This window comes from Alteromonas sp. W364 (genome assembly GCF_031846205.1).
GTDB lineage: Bacteria > Pseudomonadota > Gammaproteobacteria > Enterobacterales > Alteromonadaceae > Glaciecola > Glaciecola blandensis.
The window spans coordinates 210061-226479 of record NZ_JAVRID010000007.1 but is presented as its reverse complement, the minus strand read 5'-3'; the positions used below and the strand labels follow the sequence as shown (position 1 = coordinate 226479).

The 16419-nt window shown below is 43.4% G+C and carries 13 protein-coding genes and 1 pseudogene; 4 read left to right on the top strand and 10 right to left on the bottom strand.

Translation table 11 applies throughout. From position 1 onward, the window contains the following. Positions 1 to 3: 3 nt before the first annotated feature. Positions 4 to 2595: a glycoside hydrolase family 3 N-terminal domain-containing protein gene (locus RM556_RS13060; protein ID WP_311374784.1), complete on the top strand. Its 2592-nt coding sequence runs from the start codon at positions 4 to 6 to the stop codon at positions 2593 to 2595. 21 nt (positions 2596 to 2616) lie between these two features. Here the strand turns inward: RM556_RS13060 and RM556_RS13055 are convergent, their stop codons facing one another. The 5 genes and pseudogenes from RM556_RS13055 to RM556_RS13035 all read right to left on the bottom strand — a co-directional run. Further along, entirely contained in the window at positions 2617 to 3741 is a 1125-nt protein-coding gene (locus tag RM556_RS13055) for a PepSY-associated TM helix domain-containing protein (protein ID WP_311362375.1), read from the bottom strand. A gap of 35 nt (positions 3742 to 3776) precedes the next feature. Next, positions 3777 to 5924 (bottom strand): TonB-dependent siderophore receptor, encoded by a 2148-nt coding sequence (locus RM556_RS13050; RefSeq protein ID WP_311374783.1) that lies wholly within the window; start codon positions 5922 to 5924, stop codon positions 3777 to 3779. Between the two features lie 70 nt (positions 5925 to 5994). Next, the gene (locus tag RM556_RS13045) at positions 5995 to 6249 is read right to left on the bottom strand and encodes a hypothetical protein (RefSeq protein WP_311374782.1); all 255 of its coding nucleotides are present in this window, start codon (positions 6247 to 6249) and stop codon (positions 5995 to 5997) included. Between the two features lie 72 nt (positions 6250 to 6321). Then, positions 6322 to 6726, bottom strand: a complete 405-nt coding sequence (locus RM556_RS13040) for a hypothetical protein (RefSeq protein WP_311362378.1) — start codon at positions 6724 to 6726, stop codon at positions 6322 to 6324. A 118-nt stretch (positions 6727 to 6844) separates the two neighbouring features. Then, positions 6845 to 7270: pseudogene (locus RM556_RS13035) on the bottom strand (2OG-Fe(II) oxygenase); the annotation flags it as partial. 297 nt (positions 7271 to 7567) lie between these two features. On the opposite strand from RM556_RS13035, the gene RM556_RS13030 reads away from it, so the two are divergent. Next, positions 7568 to 8752 carry an endonuclease/exonuclease/phosphatase family protein gene (locus tag RM556_RS13030; RefSeq protein ID WP_311362379.1) on the top strand — a complete coding sequence of 395 codons (1185 nt, stop codon included), beginning with the start codon at positions 7568 to 7570 and terminating at the stop codon, positions 8750 to 8752. A gap of 96 nt (positions 8753 to 8848) precedes the next feature. Here RM556_RS13030 and RM556_RS13025 read toward each other — a convergent pair whose 3' ends face one another. After that, a complete protein-coding gene (locus RM556_RS13025) occupies positions 8849 to 8992 on the bottom strand; it encodes an entericidin A/B family lipoprotein (protein WP_311362380.1) in 144 nt (47 codons plus the stop codon). Between the two features lie 489 nt (positions 8993 to 9481). Between RM556_RS13025 and RM556_RS13020 the strand changes: the two genes are divergently transcribed. Then, the gene (locus RM556_RS13020; RefSeq protein ID WP_311374781.1) at positions 9482 to 10075 is read left to right on the top strand and encodes an acyloxyacyl hydrolase; all 594 of its coding nucleotides are present in this window, start codon (positions 9482 to 9484) and stop codon (positions 10073 to 10075) included. A 75-nt stretch (positions 10076 to 10150) separates the two neighbouring features. Here the strand turns inward: RM556_RS13020 and RM556_RS13015 are convergent, their stop codons facing one another. The 4 genes from RM556_RS13015 to RM556_RS13000 all read right to left on the bottom strand — a co-directional run bounded on the left by RM556_RS13015 (position 10151) and on the right by RM556_RS13000 (position 13640). Continuing rightward, positions 10151 to 10765, bottom strand: coding sequence for a class I SAM-dependent methyltransferase (locus RM556_RS13015; RefSeq protein ID WP_311374780.1), 615 nt, complete (start codon positions 10763 to 10765; stop codon positions 10151 to 10153). A 149-nt stretch (positions 10766 to 10914) separates the two neighbouring features. Next, positions 10915 to 12561: a chaperonin GroEL gene (gene groL, locus RM556_RS13010; RefSeq protein ID WP_311362383.1), complete on the bottom strand. Its 1647-nt coding sequence runs from the start codon at positions 12559 to 12561 to the stop codon at positions 10915 to 10917. Between the two features lie 86 nt (positions 12562 to 12647). Continuing rightward, entirely contained in the window at positions 12648 to 12938 is a 291-nt protein-coding gene (locus RM556_RS13005) for a co-chaperone GroES (protein ID WP_311362641.1), read from the bottom strand. 165 nt (positions 12939 to 13103) lie between these two features. Further along, entirely contained in the window at positions 13104 to 13640 is a 537-nt protein-coding gene (locus RM556_RS13000) for an FxsA family protein (protein ID WP_311362384.1), read from the bottom strand. Positions 13641 to 14004: 364 nt separating this feature from the next. On the opposite strand from RM556_RS13000, the gene RM556_RS12995 reads away from it, so the two are divergent. Then, positions 14005 to 16284 carry a protein-disulfide reductase DsbD gene (locus RM556_RS12995; protein WP_311374779.1) on the top strand — a complete coding sequence of 760 codons (2280 nt, stop codon included), beginning with the start codon at positions 14005 to 14007 and terminating at the stop codon, positions 16282 to 16284. Positions 16285 to 16419: the final 135 nt, after the last annotated feature.

The following is a 16419-nucleotide window of genomic DNA, read 5'->3' as shown; positions in this document are numbered from 1 at the left end:
TTTATGAAAAATTACATAAGACAAACTAAATCATTACTTTTCCTAGGTGTGACAGCCGCGATTGTTTTTGCATCAGGATGTAATCAATCGGTCATGACCGCCGGCAGAGATACAGCGCCAAGCCAACAAGAAAACATCGATGTCTGGCCAACTTTGGATATCGAAGTAAAGCGTTCAGCTGAGGACGAAGCCCGCGTGAAAGCGTTGTTGGCCGACATGACACTCGAGCAAAAAATTGCGCAAATGATACAACCAGAGATCCGAGACATTACCGTTGAAGATATGCGTCAATATGGCTTTGGTTCTTATTTGAATGGTGGCGGCGCTTTCCCTAACAACAATAAACATTCAACGCCACAAGATTGGATTGCATTGGCAGAAAGCATGTATCAGGCCTCGGTCGATGCAAGTTTAGATGGCTCAAGCATTCCTACTATGTGGGGAACCGACGCCGTGCATGGTCACAATAATGTGATCGGTGCGACCTTGTTCCCACACAATATTGGTCTAGGTGCCGCAAACAACCCTGCTCTGATTGAAGAAATTGCACGGGTAACGGCGACAGAAGTCATGGTAACGGGTATCGACTGGGTATTCGCACCTACCGTTGCCACGGTGCAAGATGACCGCTGGGGCCGAACCTATGAGAGCTATTCAGAAAACCCTAGAATCGTACACGATTATTCAAGAGCGATCGTGAGAGGCCTACAAGGTGCGCCTGATGACGACTTCCTAGGGGATAGCAGAGTCATCAGCACCGTTAAGCATTTTATTGGCGATGGCGGTACTGTTGGCGGTGACGACCAAGGTAATAATGTTGACTCTGAGAGAGACTTGTTCGAAATTCACGGTCAAGGATATGTTGGTGGATTAAGTGCCGGGGCTCAGTCGGTAATGGCCTCATTTAACTCTTGGCATGGTAAAAAGTTACATGGTGATAAATACCTTATTACCGACGTGCTGAAAGATAAAATGGGGTTTGATGGATTTGTGGTAGGTGATTGGAATGGCCACGGACAAGTTAAAGGCTGTGACAATACTAGCTGCCCGCAAGCAGCGAACGCAGGTTTGGATATTTATATGGTACCAACAGATGCTTGGAAACCTTTGTATGAAAACCTCATTCAACAAGTCAAAGATGGCGTTATCCCAATGTCACGTATCGACGATGCGGTGACTCGTATTTTGCGAGTAAAAGTAAGAGCAGGTTTGTTTGAAAAGCCGAGTCCAGCCAAGCGTCAGTTCTCTGGTAAAACTGAACTCATTGGTCAGGAAAGTCACCGCGCAGTCGCCAAACAAGCTGTTAGGGAATCTTTGGTTCTGTTAAAAAACACGAATCAAGTATTACCTCTTAGTCCTAATATGAATGTACTTGTTGCTGGTGATGCTGCGCATAATATTGGTAAGCAATCTGGTGGTTGGACAATTACATGGCAGGGTACCAACAATACAAATGAAGACTTCCCAGGTGGTAGTTCAATATTTGATGGTATTCAGGAACAAGTCAATGCCGCAGGCGGAACAGCGACATTAAACGAAGCGGGTGAATATACCGTTAAACCTGATGTGGCTATTGTGGTCTATGGTGAAGAGCCGTACGCAGAAGGTCATGGTGATAGAGAACACCTAGATTATCAGCGTGGGAGCAAGTCAGATTTAGCCTTACTGAAAAAACTGAAAGCCGAAAACATCCCTGTCGTATCAGTATTTATTAGTGGTCGTCCTATGTGGGTGAATGCTGAATTGAACGCGAGTGATGCTTTTGTGGCTGCTTGGCTACCTGGTTCTGAAGGAGATGCCGTTGCAGACGTGTTGTTCACAGATCAGCAGGGTCAAATCCAACATGATATGAGCGGTAGACTCTCGTTTTCTTGGCCTGCAACACCTACTCAGGCGACAGTAAATTTAAATGACGAAGATTATGCCCCATTGCTACCTTATGGCTTCGGCTTATCCTATGGCGACGAAAATACGCTATCTTCAAACTTAAACGAAGACTACGAAGTGAGCGCAAAAGACAGTAGTGGTCGTGCTATCTTCACTGGCACGCTTCAGCAACCATGGGAGCTGTGGTTAATGTCCGGTTCGAGTAGATTGCCAGTTACCGCTAGTACGGCAAGCCTAGATGGCCTGAAATACCGAACTGTTGACCGCTTGGTACAAGAAGATGCCTTTAGACTGTCATTTGACACAAGTGAGACAGGTGCGGGTGTTCAAATAGCAAGTAAGAGCTTTTTCCGTGAAGATATGTATGCTCAAGGCAAAAACAATGCAGTGCTGTCGGTTATGTTCAAAACAGAATCAGCTATTCCAGATGAAGTACTCTTGGGGATGAACTGTGAAAGTGAAGGCGACCCAGTTGGCAGTTGTAATGGCCAGGTAGATATTTCTGATTTGCTGAAAAACCTCGCACCAGAAACTTGGTCAGAGATCAGCATTGATGCTCGTTGCTTTACTGAACAAGGTGTTAAATTTGAAAATATGGTGGCCCCTTTCCAACTAACAAGCAAAGAAAAGCTAAGTCTTAGTATCAGTGACATTGCCTTTAAATTTGAGAAGGCCGACACGGCAGATATGATCTGCCCATCGGCTTAGCTCTCAATTTACAGCAGGCAACTACCTAGCTTTACGTTTAGGTTGTCGCCGAATGAGGTACATAATAAGCCCTGTTATCATCAAGATAACGGGGCTTATTCCTATAATGCACCACACTATTTTTGACCAAATACCCGCAAAATATCCAAAATGCAGTTTACGTGTACTATCGTCAAACTTGCGCAAGAAACCGGTATCACGAATATCCGAAGCCATTACCAAGTCACCTGTTTTGTGATGATAAGTTACCATGCTGGCGTATTGGCTAATCAAGGGATTGGGAGTATCAACCTCACCAAAAAAAGTTATGTCCATTTTAGGCTCATTGGGAATAGCGAGGTAGGTCGCGCGAAAACTATCTATCTGCATTGATGCATTCTCTCGCAGCGATTCAAATGAAATCGTCTCGGCGTGATAGGGCTCTGTGATGGCTGGATGAGCCTCTTCAAAACCGTGTTCTAGCACTTCATGCAATACAATAGATATATTCCAATACACCCCTGTAAAAGCAATGATGATAAGCACTGGGCTGGAGAATATCCCCACCATTTTATGCACATCACTGAACAAAATTCGCTTAGCCGAGCCCCATCTGAGGGTAAACAATTTGCGCCAAAATTTACGGTACAAAATGATACCGCTGATACCTAAAAATAACAGTATCAGTCCAAATATTGCGCCAATCACCGTTCCGCTAAAATGTAGCAAAAAAGCGTAATGCAGTTCCAATAGCCAATCCGTTATGTAGTGCTCCATATGCTTCGGTTCGGAAAGGATTTCACCCGTATATTGATTTATGTAGATTTTGAACCAAGTTTCGGTGTTCTTTTTGATGGCATAGGCGGTATCTGAACGCCCATGTTCTTCTATCACAGCATTGTCATCGGTACCGAATAACTCCCAACCTGACAGAATATAATCTGGGTATGTCGCTTGGATCCTAGACATCAAATCATCTAAGGCCAAACGCTGTGTTGTTTGGCTAGTGTCAGTTATTGTCGGATTCACCACCATATGATGTGGCCGAAGTAAACTGTCTATCTCGACTTTAAAAACAAGGATGCTACCGGTGATAGAAATCACTAACACCGGGATCATCGCAATTAAAGCAAGGTAAGAATGCCACTTAAAGAGTGTTTTACGCATATCGTATCTCCTGTCGTTTTAAGACCGAGCTTGGTTTAAAACAACCACGAAACACTAGCGCTAAAAGAACGTGGGGAACCATAATATGATTGAGCCCAATACAAACTCGTTAGATACTTTTCATCACTGATGTTGAAGACGTTAAAGTTTAGCGAGACAGCATCATTTACTTGATATTTTACGAGTAGATCGGCAATGGCATAGGCATCTTGCTCAGTCACTATATCAGCACCAGCATTACTGAAACCGTCTGCTACCGTGCCTTGTAATCGAGAAATGCTGCTTTGCCAGCGAACATTCAAACCAAGAGACAATCCATTAAGTTCACTCGGTTCATACAAAGCCGCTGCTTTTACCATCGTACTGGGCGTAAAATCAGCGACGGTTTGCTCACCGCTAACTGAAAAGTCAGTAATACCTAAACTAAGGTTCAAACCCGTTAATACTTCACCTGCAATATCAAATTCAAAACCGTGACTACCGATGCCTTCACTTCCAACATAACGCACTAATTCTGGCGGTAAGTTAACGGTGCTAGGGTCGACAATGGCTAGGTTCGTTTGCTGAACATCAAAATAGGTCAAGTTTGCAATTGCACCGTCGTCGAATAAACTCATTTTAAAACCAACTTCCTGACTTTCACCCACCACAGGATCAAGTTGCTGGTTGTTGATATCGAGTTCATTTTGCGCTTGGAATGTTTCAGTGTAGCTAGCGTAAACATTCAGGTCATCGGTAATGTCATAAACGACCCCTGCGTAAGGAATAAAGTCAGAATCACTTACATCTCTGTCGACGCCGTAAGACTCGCCCTCTGCTTCCCAATCATTGTGTCGGCCACCTAGCATCACGTGAAAACCTTCAAACAGATTCAAGCGCGTTGTGAAGTACACTGCCTTCTGACTTTGGTCAACCTTACTTCCATTTTCACCATCTATCAAAGTAGGAAAAACCGCATTGCCATCCCACGTGTTTAAATTGGGGATTGCTGGAAAACCATTGCCTGTTGTGAAGTCATACAAGGAGCGGTCGGTATAACTTAGGCTAGAATAATTGACACCAAGCACCAATTGGTGATCTCGACCAAAAAGAGCAAATTCACCATCTAGGTACAGGTCAAACAGATCATGCTCATCATCAAGAATATATTCACTAGCGTAACCTGTTAAGCCCAACTCAGTTTCGCGGTCTGGCGTGCCGAACACATAGAACAATTCACTATCTTCATCAGTCGTTTTGCGAGAATAAGTTGCTCTTAATCCCCAATCACTGGATAGTGCATGATTCAATTCAAACACCGAGTTATTCGTTACCACTTGCCAATTCGACCAATTCGCAGAAGTGCTGGTACCTCGATCATAATCTGTCGCGCTACCGTCGGTATAATATAGAGGTAAGGCTCCCCACAAATTACCGGTCGCATCACTGTTGTTGTAGCTATGACTGAATGATATTTGAGTGTTTTCGCTTAAGTCAGCGTTCACAAAGACATATGCGAGTTGACTTTCCCGGCCATAACGATCCAAATATGAGTTTTGGTCCTGCTGAACTAAAACACCACGAGCAGACACGCTATCACTGATCTGATAGGTACCGTCAGCTTCCAGTCGGTATAAATCATAGCTACCCAGCGTACCTCTAACTTGTAACTCATTGTCTTGGCCAGGACGTTTACGAATATAATTAACCGTTGCCGAAGGGTTGCCAACACCTGTCATCAAACCGTTTGCGCCGCGAATAACTTCAATTCGATCATACACTGCCGTGTCATCGCCAGCGTGATTGTTACCTGAGGTCAAGGGTAATCCAATGCCGTCAATTTGGAAGTTGGTAATGTCAAAACCTCGGGCAGTGTAATAAGTGCGGTCAGTTTCAATTCTTTCCACATTGACACCTGTCGCGGTGTCTAAAGCAAGGTTGACATCGGTAAGTTGAAAATCTTGAAGCTGTGCGCTGGTGATCACTGATACCGATTGAGGAATATCTTTTATGGCCAATTCCATGCGCGAGGCGCCACTTGCGCTGTGTGCATTATAGCCTTCTAAGTAGCTTCCAGTGACCGTTATTTTTTCGACAGATGAAGCGTTGGTCTCCTCACTTTCTTCAGCGCTCACCACCGTTTGAATACCGAGGGCAAGAATAATAGTGAGCGAAAGTGGGTGAGCTTTTTTATGTTGTAGCATGAAGTTGTATTCCATTTTGAGTAAGACAAGGCTGTTTTTAACTTGCCGAGATCATACAAAACGCAACACCTTAATGCAAATGATAATCACTCTTATTTACATTACCATAAAAGGAGCTATTCAAGGTGATGGCTTTCAGCTCCTCTATCGCTTGTTTAACGATGTCTGCGCAATGTTTGAAAAAGACAACTTTTGTACATAGCTCATGCTGTTTCAAAATATCAGCTTGTAAACGATCTTGAGTGCATTCAAGCACCCACATACTTGCTTGGTAATGTGAGGTTTCTTTGTATGCATCGGCTAACATAATGGCATTAGAGGTCATAGTTGTGATGAGTTGCGGCGACCTAGGCACTAAATTGAATATGACTTGTGTGGTTTCATAAGCAGTCGACTCCTATCCTTCACGCTTTGGTGATTGCTCATCACGTGTCATCGTATTTTGAGTGGTAAGCGGATGAAGCTCTTTCTTGTCTTTCAAAAAGTAAGTGTGCAACAGTTTTACATCAGCAACACGTTGCCAATAATCGTCTTTATGCAACAATTCGAACAAAAGAGGCATCAGTTTTTTTATCCACTTGTAACAAGCAGTTCGCCATCGAAGTGATAGGCAGTCGTCACACATCGTTTCAAGCAGTGTATTGACCACTCGTAAGTGTGCACGCTTGGTTTGCTCAACACTACCGAAAGACTTTGCTCGCTCAAGGCCAAGATAAACATATATATTGATAGTATTAGCTTCTGGCATTTGTTGTTCAGCCTTAACCGCTAACTCTAAAGATGAAAAAGTAAGTTGTTCCAAAGCGAATCCTCCCCAACACTTAAATGATAATGATTATCATTTACGTTATGCTATTTTAGAGTAATGTTCAAGTGATTATTAGGGTGTGTTGAGTCATCCTGCGAAGACAAGATCTAAGCTAGCGAGGCGGATCCACTTTATCAGTCGTGCTGCTATTCAAACGGAACCAGCCAGCTATAGAGTATCGGTCACGCGTGGCCGCTTTCACCTCGTGCTCAAACTCCTCACTTAAAAAAACAGCGAGAGTGCCAAATTCAGGAGAAACGCTTCGGCCAACCGTGTCGCCAGTGTTTTCGTAAATCACCAGCTCACCCCCATCAGATTTTGACCATTCTGGGTTTAAATATGTAACCAATGAAAGCACTCGATTTGCTTCGCCCTTGAAAGCGTCAAGGTGACGCTTATAAAAGTGCCCGGGTGCATAATGGGCAAAGTGACTCTCGAAAGAGAACAAGCCTAAAAACAAGCGCCTGTTCAGATAAACTTGTAGTGCTTGAGTCCATTGCAACCAAAGCGCGCCAGCAGGACTATCCCCGTGAATCCATGCTTTATAAGATCTTGGGCTATTCTCTCAAATAGTGCATCAAACGGAGATTCACTGTGGCCTAGGGTAAGGCTCTGTAGGGCTTGCATTTATGCATTCGTTAATAATAAAAAGGATCAGCGCGGTATACGCTAGTTAGACTTAGAGCGCAATATAAATCGTTACACGTATTTAGAAAGCGATTGATGTTCACAAGTAAAACGCGTCAGGTAAATCATTGCCTTAGACTAAAACTTTGGTTGCAGCGTAGGTATTTCTCGTATATTTTTTACGCATCACGGATTAAGGTTATCCCTAATGAAATATTCATTACTACTTTGTGCCATTACTATGAGCTTTTGTTTCGCTTCACCCGCTAAATCGAATGATAGGAAAAAGATAAGGCTTGCTGTTTTCAATGTGAGTATGGAAGCAAGCAATTACGTAGAAAGAGGGCAAGAGCCGCAAGGTAACGAGCTCTCTAAGCACCTGCAAAGTGGTCAGCATTCCCAAATCAAAAATATTGCTGAAATTATTCAGGGCATCCGTCCAGATATCATACTTCTCAACGAGTTCGACTACAGCGCAAATGCGCCACAAGATATAGCATGGTTTATCGAGAACTACCTTAACCAAGCACATGCAGGCCTTGACAGTATTGACTACCCCTACGCTTATTCCGCACCGGTCAACACTGGTGTCGATTCTGGCCTTGATTTAGACCGAGACGGTGTTGCTAGCGGTGTTCGTCAGGACGCTTTTGGCTTTGGCTTATACCCTGGTCATTATGGTATGGCCATTCTCAGCAAGTATCCAATTAAGACACAAGACGTTCGAACTTTTCAGTACTTTTTGTGGAAGGATATGCCAGGCAACCTTTTGAATGATGTCATTAATGAGGATGGTAGCCACTACTATAGTGAAGAAGCGAGAGATATCTTACGTTTATCGTCTAAATCTCATTGGGACGTACCGATCCAAATAGGTGACAAGACAATTCACCTATTGGCAAGTCACCCTACGCCGCCTTCTTTTGATGGATTTGAAGATAGAAATGGAAAACGCAATCACGACGAGATCCGATTTTGGGTAGACTACATCACTGGGTCCACAAAAGCGTCTTACATTACCGACGACCAAGGTAAACAGGGAGGCCTTACAGGTGACCATTTTATTGTGGCTGGCGATCTGAATTCATCACCGAATGAAGGCAGTAGTATAAAGCGCGGCATTATTGATTTATTAAACCACCCCCTAGTTAATGACTCGAAAGCACCGACAAGTGAGGGTGGAGAGCAACACTCTCCGGACAACCCTTACTCTGCATCACACACCGCAGCGTGGAGAAGCCGAGTTGATTATGTTTTACCGTCTACTGGTCTGAACGTTTACGATAGCGGCGTATTTTGGCCTAAGCGCGAGGATCCACTCTTTCGCTTAGTCGAGGACAGGAAAAGCTCTTCTGATCACCGTCTTGTTTGGATAGATCTAATGCTAGACTAGGGAGTGGAGCGTAGGTAAATGTCGAAAAATCAAGCTCGCAAGAACTGAGAACCAAAGGTTTCACGTTCCCACGAGACCCAATAGAACTATTGCAAACTACTCGTTGTCAGCGGCGTCTTGAACTGCTTCACCTGCAGCTTCAATGTCTTTACCTGCACCTTCTATAGTTGCGCAGCCTGCAGATAGTAGAAGCAATAATACGCTACTGACGATGCCTAATGTTTTCATTGTCTTATTCATTTTATGGTCCTTTTATTTTGCGATTAATAAACTGGGTTTGTGCAGTGACTTTCCACTGCGCTTCAAACTTTAGTAAGCGTAATGCCAGAAAGATACCAAGATTTAACCTTCTGTTTTATATTGCTTTTTACTTCAGGAGGGCAAAGTAATTTGTAATTTATACACGGTAACAGGTAAGTTCGTCTCATTTTTACCGAGTAAAATGCAGTGTTTGATTATTGCGCTCATTCCATCACGCCCAAAAAACCATAAGCAATTGATTATATTGGACTTTTAGAAATAGCTTATGGTCCACGGATTATTCCAATTATTGGCTTAAGTATTGCTGATACATCAGATATCAAGTACATGAGTGATCAAGTACTTGAGTCATCAATTAAATAAGTAGTAATAAACGAGTCGTCTGATCATCAAGGTTGATGTGTTCGAACTTTGGACAGAGCATTTGATGGCAGGCACAAAACGTATACATAAATATTAGGGATCTACATGCAAACCAAGGGTAAAACATTCATCGGTCAACATCTTCGAAACACCGTACTTTCAGTTTCAGCTTTAATCATCGCATTCAGTTCATCACTTGCAATTGCAGAGCAGCAAAATACAAATACCCAAAAAGCGTCAATAGAGTATATGACGGGGACTTCGGACATGCATGGAATGCGCATCGCATATCGTCCAGACATTAAGCATACTTTTGATCTCCCCTTAATTGGAGAAACAAAACTTGAGTGGGAAGCGAGTCTTAATCTTTTTGATATACATGGCAGCGCAAAGAACGAAGCGACCTATGGCCTATCTTTATCACCAGTATTCCTGAAAAGTATTCCTAGCTTCTCAGAGCGCTACCCACTGGCAGTCGAATTTGGTATTGGCGTAGCATATGTTCATGAAGAAAAGTTTGGTGGGGTTAATATCGGAAGTTATTATCAATTCGAGGATAGAATTGGGTTGGTCATGAGTATAAACGAAGAGGAAACAGCGCAAGTTGCGTTACGCTACATTCATTATTCTAATGGTGGATTCAATACAAAAAACCCTGGGCTAGATTTTATCACCTTGGCCTATCTGCATTCGTTCTAGCTATGCACTTTATATCCTCACCGGCATTACAGACATAGCAGTCTGTAATGCGTCTCAAAGTCATATCGGTCTTCGTTACATCTTTTTACCTATGAATCTTAAGACCTTGCTTTTACCATCGTGAAACTTACCTTCAAGCAGCTTCACTTCGCACTCTTCTAACAATAATTGGGTGAATTCGGGGAAATCACGCTTTATTAACTCTGTTGTAAAAAGCATATCGGTATCTTTTGGACCACCAGCCTTTGGGTTTGAACGCTGGAACTCCTCATGACCTAACGCAAAAGCTTCTAAACAAATGAAGCCGCCGGGCTTTACTGTTTTCGCAATTTTGCGATGGTATTCGTGAAGATGACTAGAAGGAAAATGTGCAAAAACAAGCGCGACTGCATCGTACTCGCTATCTTTCAATGCAATATCACTCATATCTAATACTTTATAATCTATACTTACTTTTTCGCGTTGAGCAAGCGCTAGCGCCTTTTTCTTACCCTCTTCGCTGATATCAAATGCAAACACACTCAAGCCGATTTTAGCTGCATAAACAGCGTTTCTTCCTTCACCTTCGGCAGGCAGTAGGATATTGCCGCGAGGCTGATAAGTGTCTAAAAACTGCTTAAGAAACGCGTTTGGCGCTTCACCGTATGCATACTCTTCAGCGGCATAGCGCTCATTCCACATTTGTTTCATAGTGCCTCTTGTTGTTTTCCCAGTTCATTCATAAAGCATAGATTAATTCACAAAAAAGCCCGCAGAATTTTGCGTTCTGCGGGCTTTTATCATTTACATATTGCAACATTGCGAAAGCGTTTGCTACAAGCTGAATGCAATCAAATTGATTACATCATGCCGCCCATACCACCCATTCCGCCCATGCCGCCCATATCAGGCATTGCAGGTGCATCTTCTTTAGGTAGCTCAGCAACCATCGCTTCAGTTGTAATCATTAAGCTAGCGATAGAGGCTGCAAATTGAAGTGCTGAACGAGTTACTTTAGTTGGATCTAGGATACCCATCTCCAACATATCGCCGTAAGTATCGTTACCAGCGTTGTATCCGTAGTTTCCTGAACCGTTCTTAACAGCGTTGGTCACAACTGATGCTTCTGCACCGGCGTTAGAAGCGATTTGACGTAAAGGCGCTTCCATTGCACGAAGTGCTAGTTTAATACCTAGCGTTTGGTCTTCGTTGTCGCCAGTCAGTTCAGCTAGTTTTGCTGCAGCTCGCACCAATGCAACACCACCACCAGGGACAACACCTTCTTCAACGGCTGCGCGTGTTGCATGCAATGCATCTTCAACACGAGCTTTCTTCTCTTTCATTTCAACTTCAGTTGCTGCGCCAACTTTAATTACCGCAACACCACCTGAAAGCTTAGCTAAACGCTCTTGTAGCTTTTCTTTGTCGTAGTCAGAAGTTGATTCTTCAATTTGTGCACGAATTTGATTACAACGACCTTCGATACCGTCTTGCTCGCCAGCACCATCTACAATAGTCGTATTGTCTTTAGTGATAACAACGCGTTTTGCTGTGCCTAAATCTTCAAGTTGAACTTTTTCAAGCTCAAGACCAATCTCTTCGGAAATGACCGTACCGCCAGTTAGTGTAGCGATATCTTGAAGCATTGCTTTACGACGGTCACCGAAACCAGGGGCTTTAACCGCTGCTACTTTCACAATGCCGCGCATGTTGTTCACAACTAAAGTGGCTAATGCTTCGCCTTCTAGGTCTTCAGCGATGATAAGCAAAGGTTTGTTAGCTTTTGCGACAGCTTCTAGTGTTGGTAACAACTCACGAATGCTGCTGATTTTTTTATCAACTAACAAGATGAATGGCGCTTCAAGTTCAACTAAACCGCTTTCCTGGTTATTGATGAAGTACGGAGAAAGGTAACCACGGTCGAACTGCATACCTTCAACAACGTCCAACTCATTTTGCAGAGCCTGACCTTCTTCAACAGTAATAACACCCTCTTTACCCACTTTGTCCATTGCTTCAGCAATGATTTGACCGACAACTTCGTCAGAGTTAGCAGAGATAGTACCAACTTGGGCTATCGCTTTAGAGTCAGCACACTCAGTGGATAGCGCTTTAAGTTCTTCAACCGCTGCAATAACCGCTTTGTCGATACCGCGCTTAAGATCCATTGGGTTCATACCCGCAGCAACTGATTTCAAGCCTTCAGTTACGATAGCTTGTGCTAGAACGGTTGCAGTAGTTGTTCCGTCACCGGCTTCATCATTGGCTTTAGAAGCAACTTCTTTCACCATTTGAGCGCCCATATTCTCGAATTTATCTTCTAATTCGATTTCTTTAGCAACTGAAACACCATCTTTAGTAATGGTTGGAGAACCAAATGACTTATCCAAAACAACATTACGACCTTTTGGCCCTAACGTTACTTTTACTGCATTAGCTAAAACATTTACGCCGTTAAGCATTTTGTTGCGAGCATCAATACCAAAACGTACTTCTTTCGCTGACATAATTATCTTCCTCTATATTTGTTTCTTTGGTTTGGCTGTTTCGTCGAAACAACCGACCTAAATCACTGTATTTTGTTTACTGAGTCTTACTCAACAATTGCCAAGATGTCGCTTTCACTTAGGATAAGCACTTCTTCACCTTCTAGCTTTTCAGTTTTCACGCCGTAGCCTTCACTGAAAATTACTAGGTCGCCTACTTTTACGTCTAAGGCTTTTACGTCGCCGTTTTCTAAAACGCGACCATTGCCGACAGCGATAACTTTACCGCGAGTTGATTTTTCAGCAGCAGAGCCAGTCAGTACGATCCCGCCAGCTGATTTGCTTTCTTGTTCTTCGCGTTTGATGATTACGCGGTCATGTAAAGGACGAATTGCCATTTTCAAATCTCCTGAAAATTCCAATATTGGTAGTGTTAAGTTAAACATTCAGGCGCACCCGAATGCGTTTTTAGTGCTTGATTTTCAAGCCCTCGAACTGTGAGTTGCGAATTAAGTGGGGTTAAGCTTAAAGAACTCAAGGTCTTTTCAAAAAAAAAACCTAATTCAGACGATTTTTTGATTGTCTTCATTGTTCCGAGAATCGCTTGTTGACGGCTCACCTTGGGTTTTATCTTCATACTCTCCATCAATAACGTCGTCATCTTTATTCGCGTGCTCAAACGGAGAGCGGCCTTGCGATTGGAAGCCTTGTTGATGAAACGAGAATTGTCCCTGAACTTTTCCTGATTGCATAAACGATTTCACGATTGCAGCCGCAATGGGTGCGCGAGTAAAAGGGAGAGTGAAAAGAAGCCCCAGAATATCGGTAATAAAACCTGGCGTTACGAGCAGTACACCAGCGACGAGTAATAACAAGCCTTCACTTAACTCTTTACCCGGCATCTGCCCTTGAGCCATTTTGACTTGCACGTCTTGCAAGGTTGCGGTGCCCTCTCGGCGCACAAAGTAGGCGCCCAAAAATGCCGTGATCAGTACCAAAGCGAAGGTATTCCATCCCCCAATATTGTCGCTAACATTGATAAGCAGCATAATTTCCAGAATGGGGAGCACTGCAAATAATATAAATAATCGTCCGAACATGCTTTCTCCACTCAATTTAAGTCTGCGTTAATATTTTTAACGTATATCTAAGGATGTTGGGATACTCGACGCAAAAAAAAGGGGTCAGAGTTAATTTCCACATTTCTCCTAGTTTGAGCAGCTCTTTACCAATAGAAACGTTCAAACGGCAAGGATGCCGTTTGAGAGCGGGCAGGACGCCGAAAAGCGTGTTTCTATTGGTAAAGGGCTGCTTAAGCTTGAAAGAGAAATGTGGAAATTAACTCTGACCCCCTTTTTTGTGAAACGTATGCGAAAGAAGACGCGGTTACGGCGGGTCTTGTTGCATGCAACACCCATAACAATACATACTTGCACACAATTGGATAAAAGGTTTAAGCCAAATATGAAGTTTTTTCAGCAATTTAAAATGTCACTAAGGTCGTGGATACTTGTCGCAATGACAGCGGTAATGCTGTATCCACAGGCGTGTAACGCACAAATTGATGCCTCGCCTCAATCATTATTCCAAGATACCCCTACGTTTTTGAAAGTCGAACAGGCTTTTAAAATGGACTTCGAGCAACGCGGAAATGAGTTGGTCGTGAAATGGGACATTGCTGATGGCTACTATTTATATAAAAAACAATTCAATATCGATACTGAAGGTGCAGTGCTTGGACAACCCGTCTTTCCTCCTTCTGTTGAAATTGAAGATGAATACTTTGGCTTGTCTGAGGTGTTTAAGCAAGACATGGAAGTGGTTTATCCCATTACCCTAGCTGAAAATGATGCCGTCGTTAACATTCGCTACCAAGGCTGCGCAGAGGCTGGATTATGCTATCCACCTAAATCAAATGAGATTTTTCTTACCGCAGTAGCGAGCGGAAATAGCGAAGTTGCACAAACGAAAGCAGATCCATTACAGGCCTTATTTGAAGAGCAAGCTACTTTTTTGAAAGTTGAGGAGGCCTTTGGTTTCGAATATGAGCAGGTCGATGGCAAATTGCTTGTTCATTGGGATATCGCTGAAGGCTACTACCTGTACAAAAAACAATTTAAGACTGTGGTCAAAAATGCGGATATCGCAGAACCAATCTATCCAGAGTCGACTGAAATTGAAGACGAATTTTTCGGTGTGTCGGAAGTTTTCTTTGACGACATGACCGTCGAGTATTCAATTAATAATGCTGAACAAGACGCTGTCTTCAAGCTTCGCTATCAAGGTTGTGCCACTGCGGGCTTGTGCTACCCACCGACGACCAAAGTCATTTATTTAAATGCTTATGGAAACGACAGTGGCGAAACGAACAACGCTTCAAGTGGAGCTAGCAATAGCAATGCACCGCAATCAGAACAGTTTGAGCTTGCCGATCGCCTTTTATCGAATGAAAGCTTGCTCATTACGCTGGGCTTATTTGTACTACTTGGTTTGGGCTTGGCCTTCACACCTTGCGTATTTCCCATGTATCCGATCTTATCCAGTATTATTGTTGGGGCTGGCAAAAATAAGCTCACCACATCTCGCGCCTTTTTCTTGTCGTTTGTTTACGTGCAAGGCATGGCTATTACGTACTCATTATTAGGCTTAGTCGTAGCATCAGCAGGTGTCCAATTTCAAGCAGCATTGCAGTCACCCGTAGTATTAATCGTATTCATTATTCTGTTTGTGGCGCTAGCGATAGCGATGTTTGGTGGTTATGAAATTCAGTTGCCATCAAAGTGGCAGGAAAAGCTTAACGGTGTGAGCAATAGTCAGAAAGCAGGCAACCCTGTCGGTGTGTTTATCATGGGTGTTATATCAGGCCTAGTTGCCTCACCATGCACCACTGCCCCTCTCACAGCCATACTGTTAGTCATTGCCCAAAGTGGTGACCTCGTACTTGGTTTTACAGCGCTCTATGCCTTAAGTTTAGGTATGGGTATTCCTCTTATATTATTTGGCATGAGCGGCGGTAAGCTACTGCCAAAAGCGGGCCAGTGGATGAATGTAGTTAAAGTTAGCTTCGGTTTCATGATGCTTAGTGTGGCAATCTTGTTTGTTGAACGCTTTATTATTGCAGATTGGACGCTGTTGTTATGGGTAGCGCTTGGTTTGGCCACATTTACATATTGGTTTGTGGTTAACCAAGATACACAAACTACCTTCTTGAAAGGCATAAGAACCCTAATCATCATGATTGGACTCGTTTCGTCGATTGTGTTTGGTTTAAGTACAACAGCCAAACTCGGTTGGCATTCGCTTGCTTTCAACAGTGTCTCCGCAAGCACCGCCTCAGGCACGGATGGTGGCTCAAAGCTGAACGAAAAAGGCCACCCTGAGTTTGTGGTGGTTAAGAACTTAGAAGATTTGTTTGGAAAGGTAGCTGCTGCCAGCGCCGAAGGCAAATCAGTGATGGTCGACTTATACGCAGACTGGTGCGTCGCATGTAAAGAGTTTGAAGCACGCACTTTTCCTGAGCCTGAGGTTATTAAAGCCCTTGAAAACACCGTATGGATGCAAATCGATCTAACCGATAACACCCCTGAAGGACTAGAATTTCAAGAGTATTTTGATATTACCGGATTACCAACCATACTTTTCTTTGACAAAAATGGGTATGAACTGCCTCGGTCTCGTGTAACCGGGTTCATGAAAGCCGAACCATTTGCACAACATGTTGAAAATTCACTGAATCAAGGCTAAATGTTTTCTGTTTCTGCACGATAACCTAAAGACCAGTGAACAATAAATAAACACCACTTCCGCGAGCCATACGGTTCGCGGCATACGTGTCAAATTATTGGCGAAATCCGCCCTATATTTGTCGTTGATCCCATG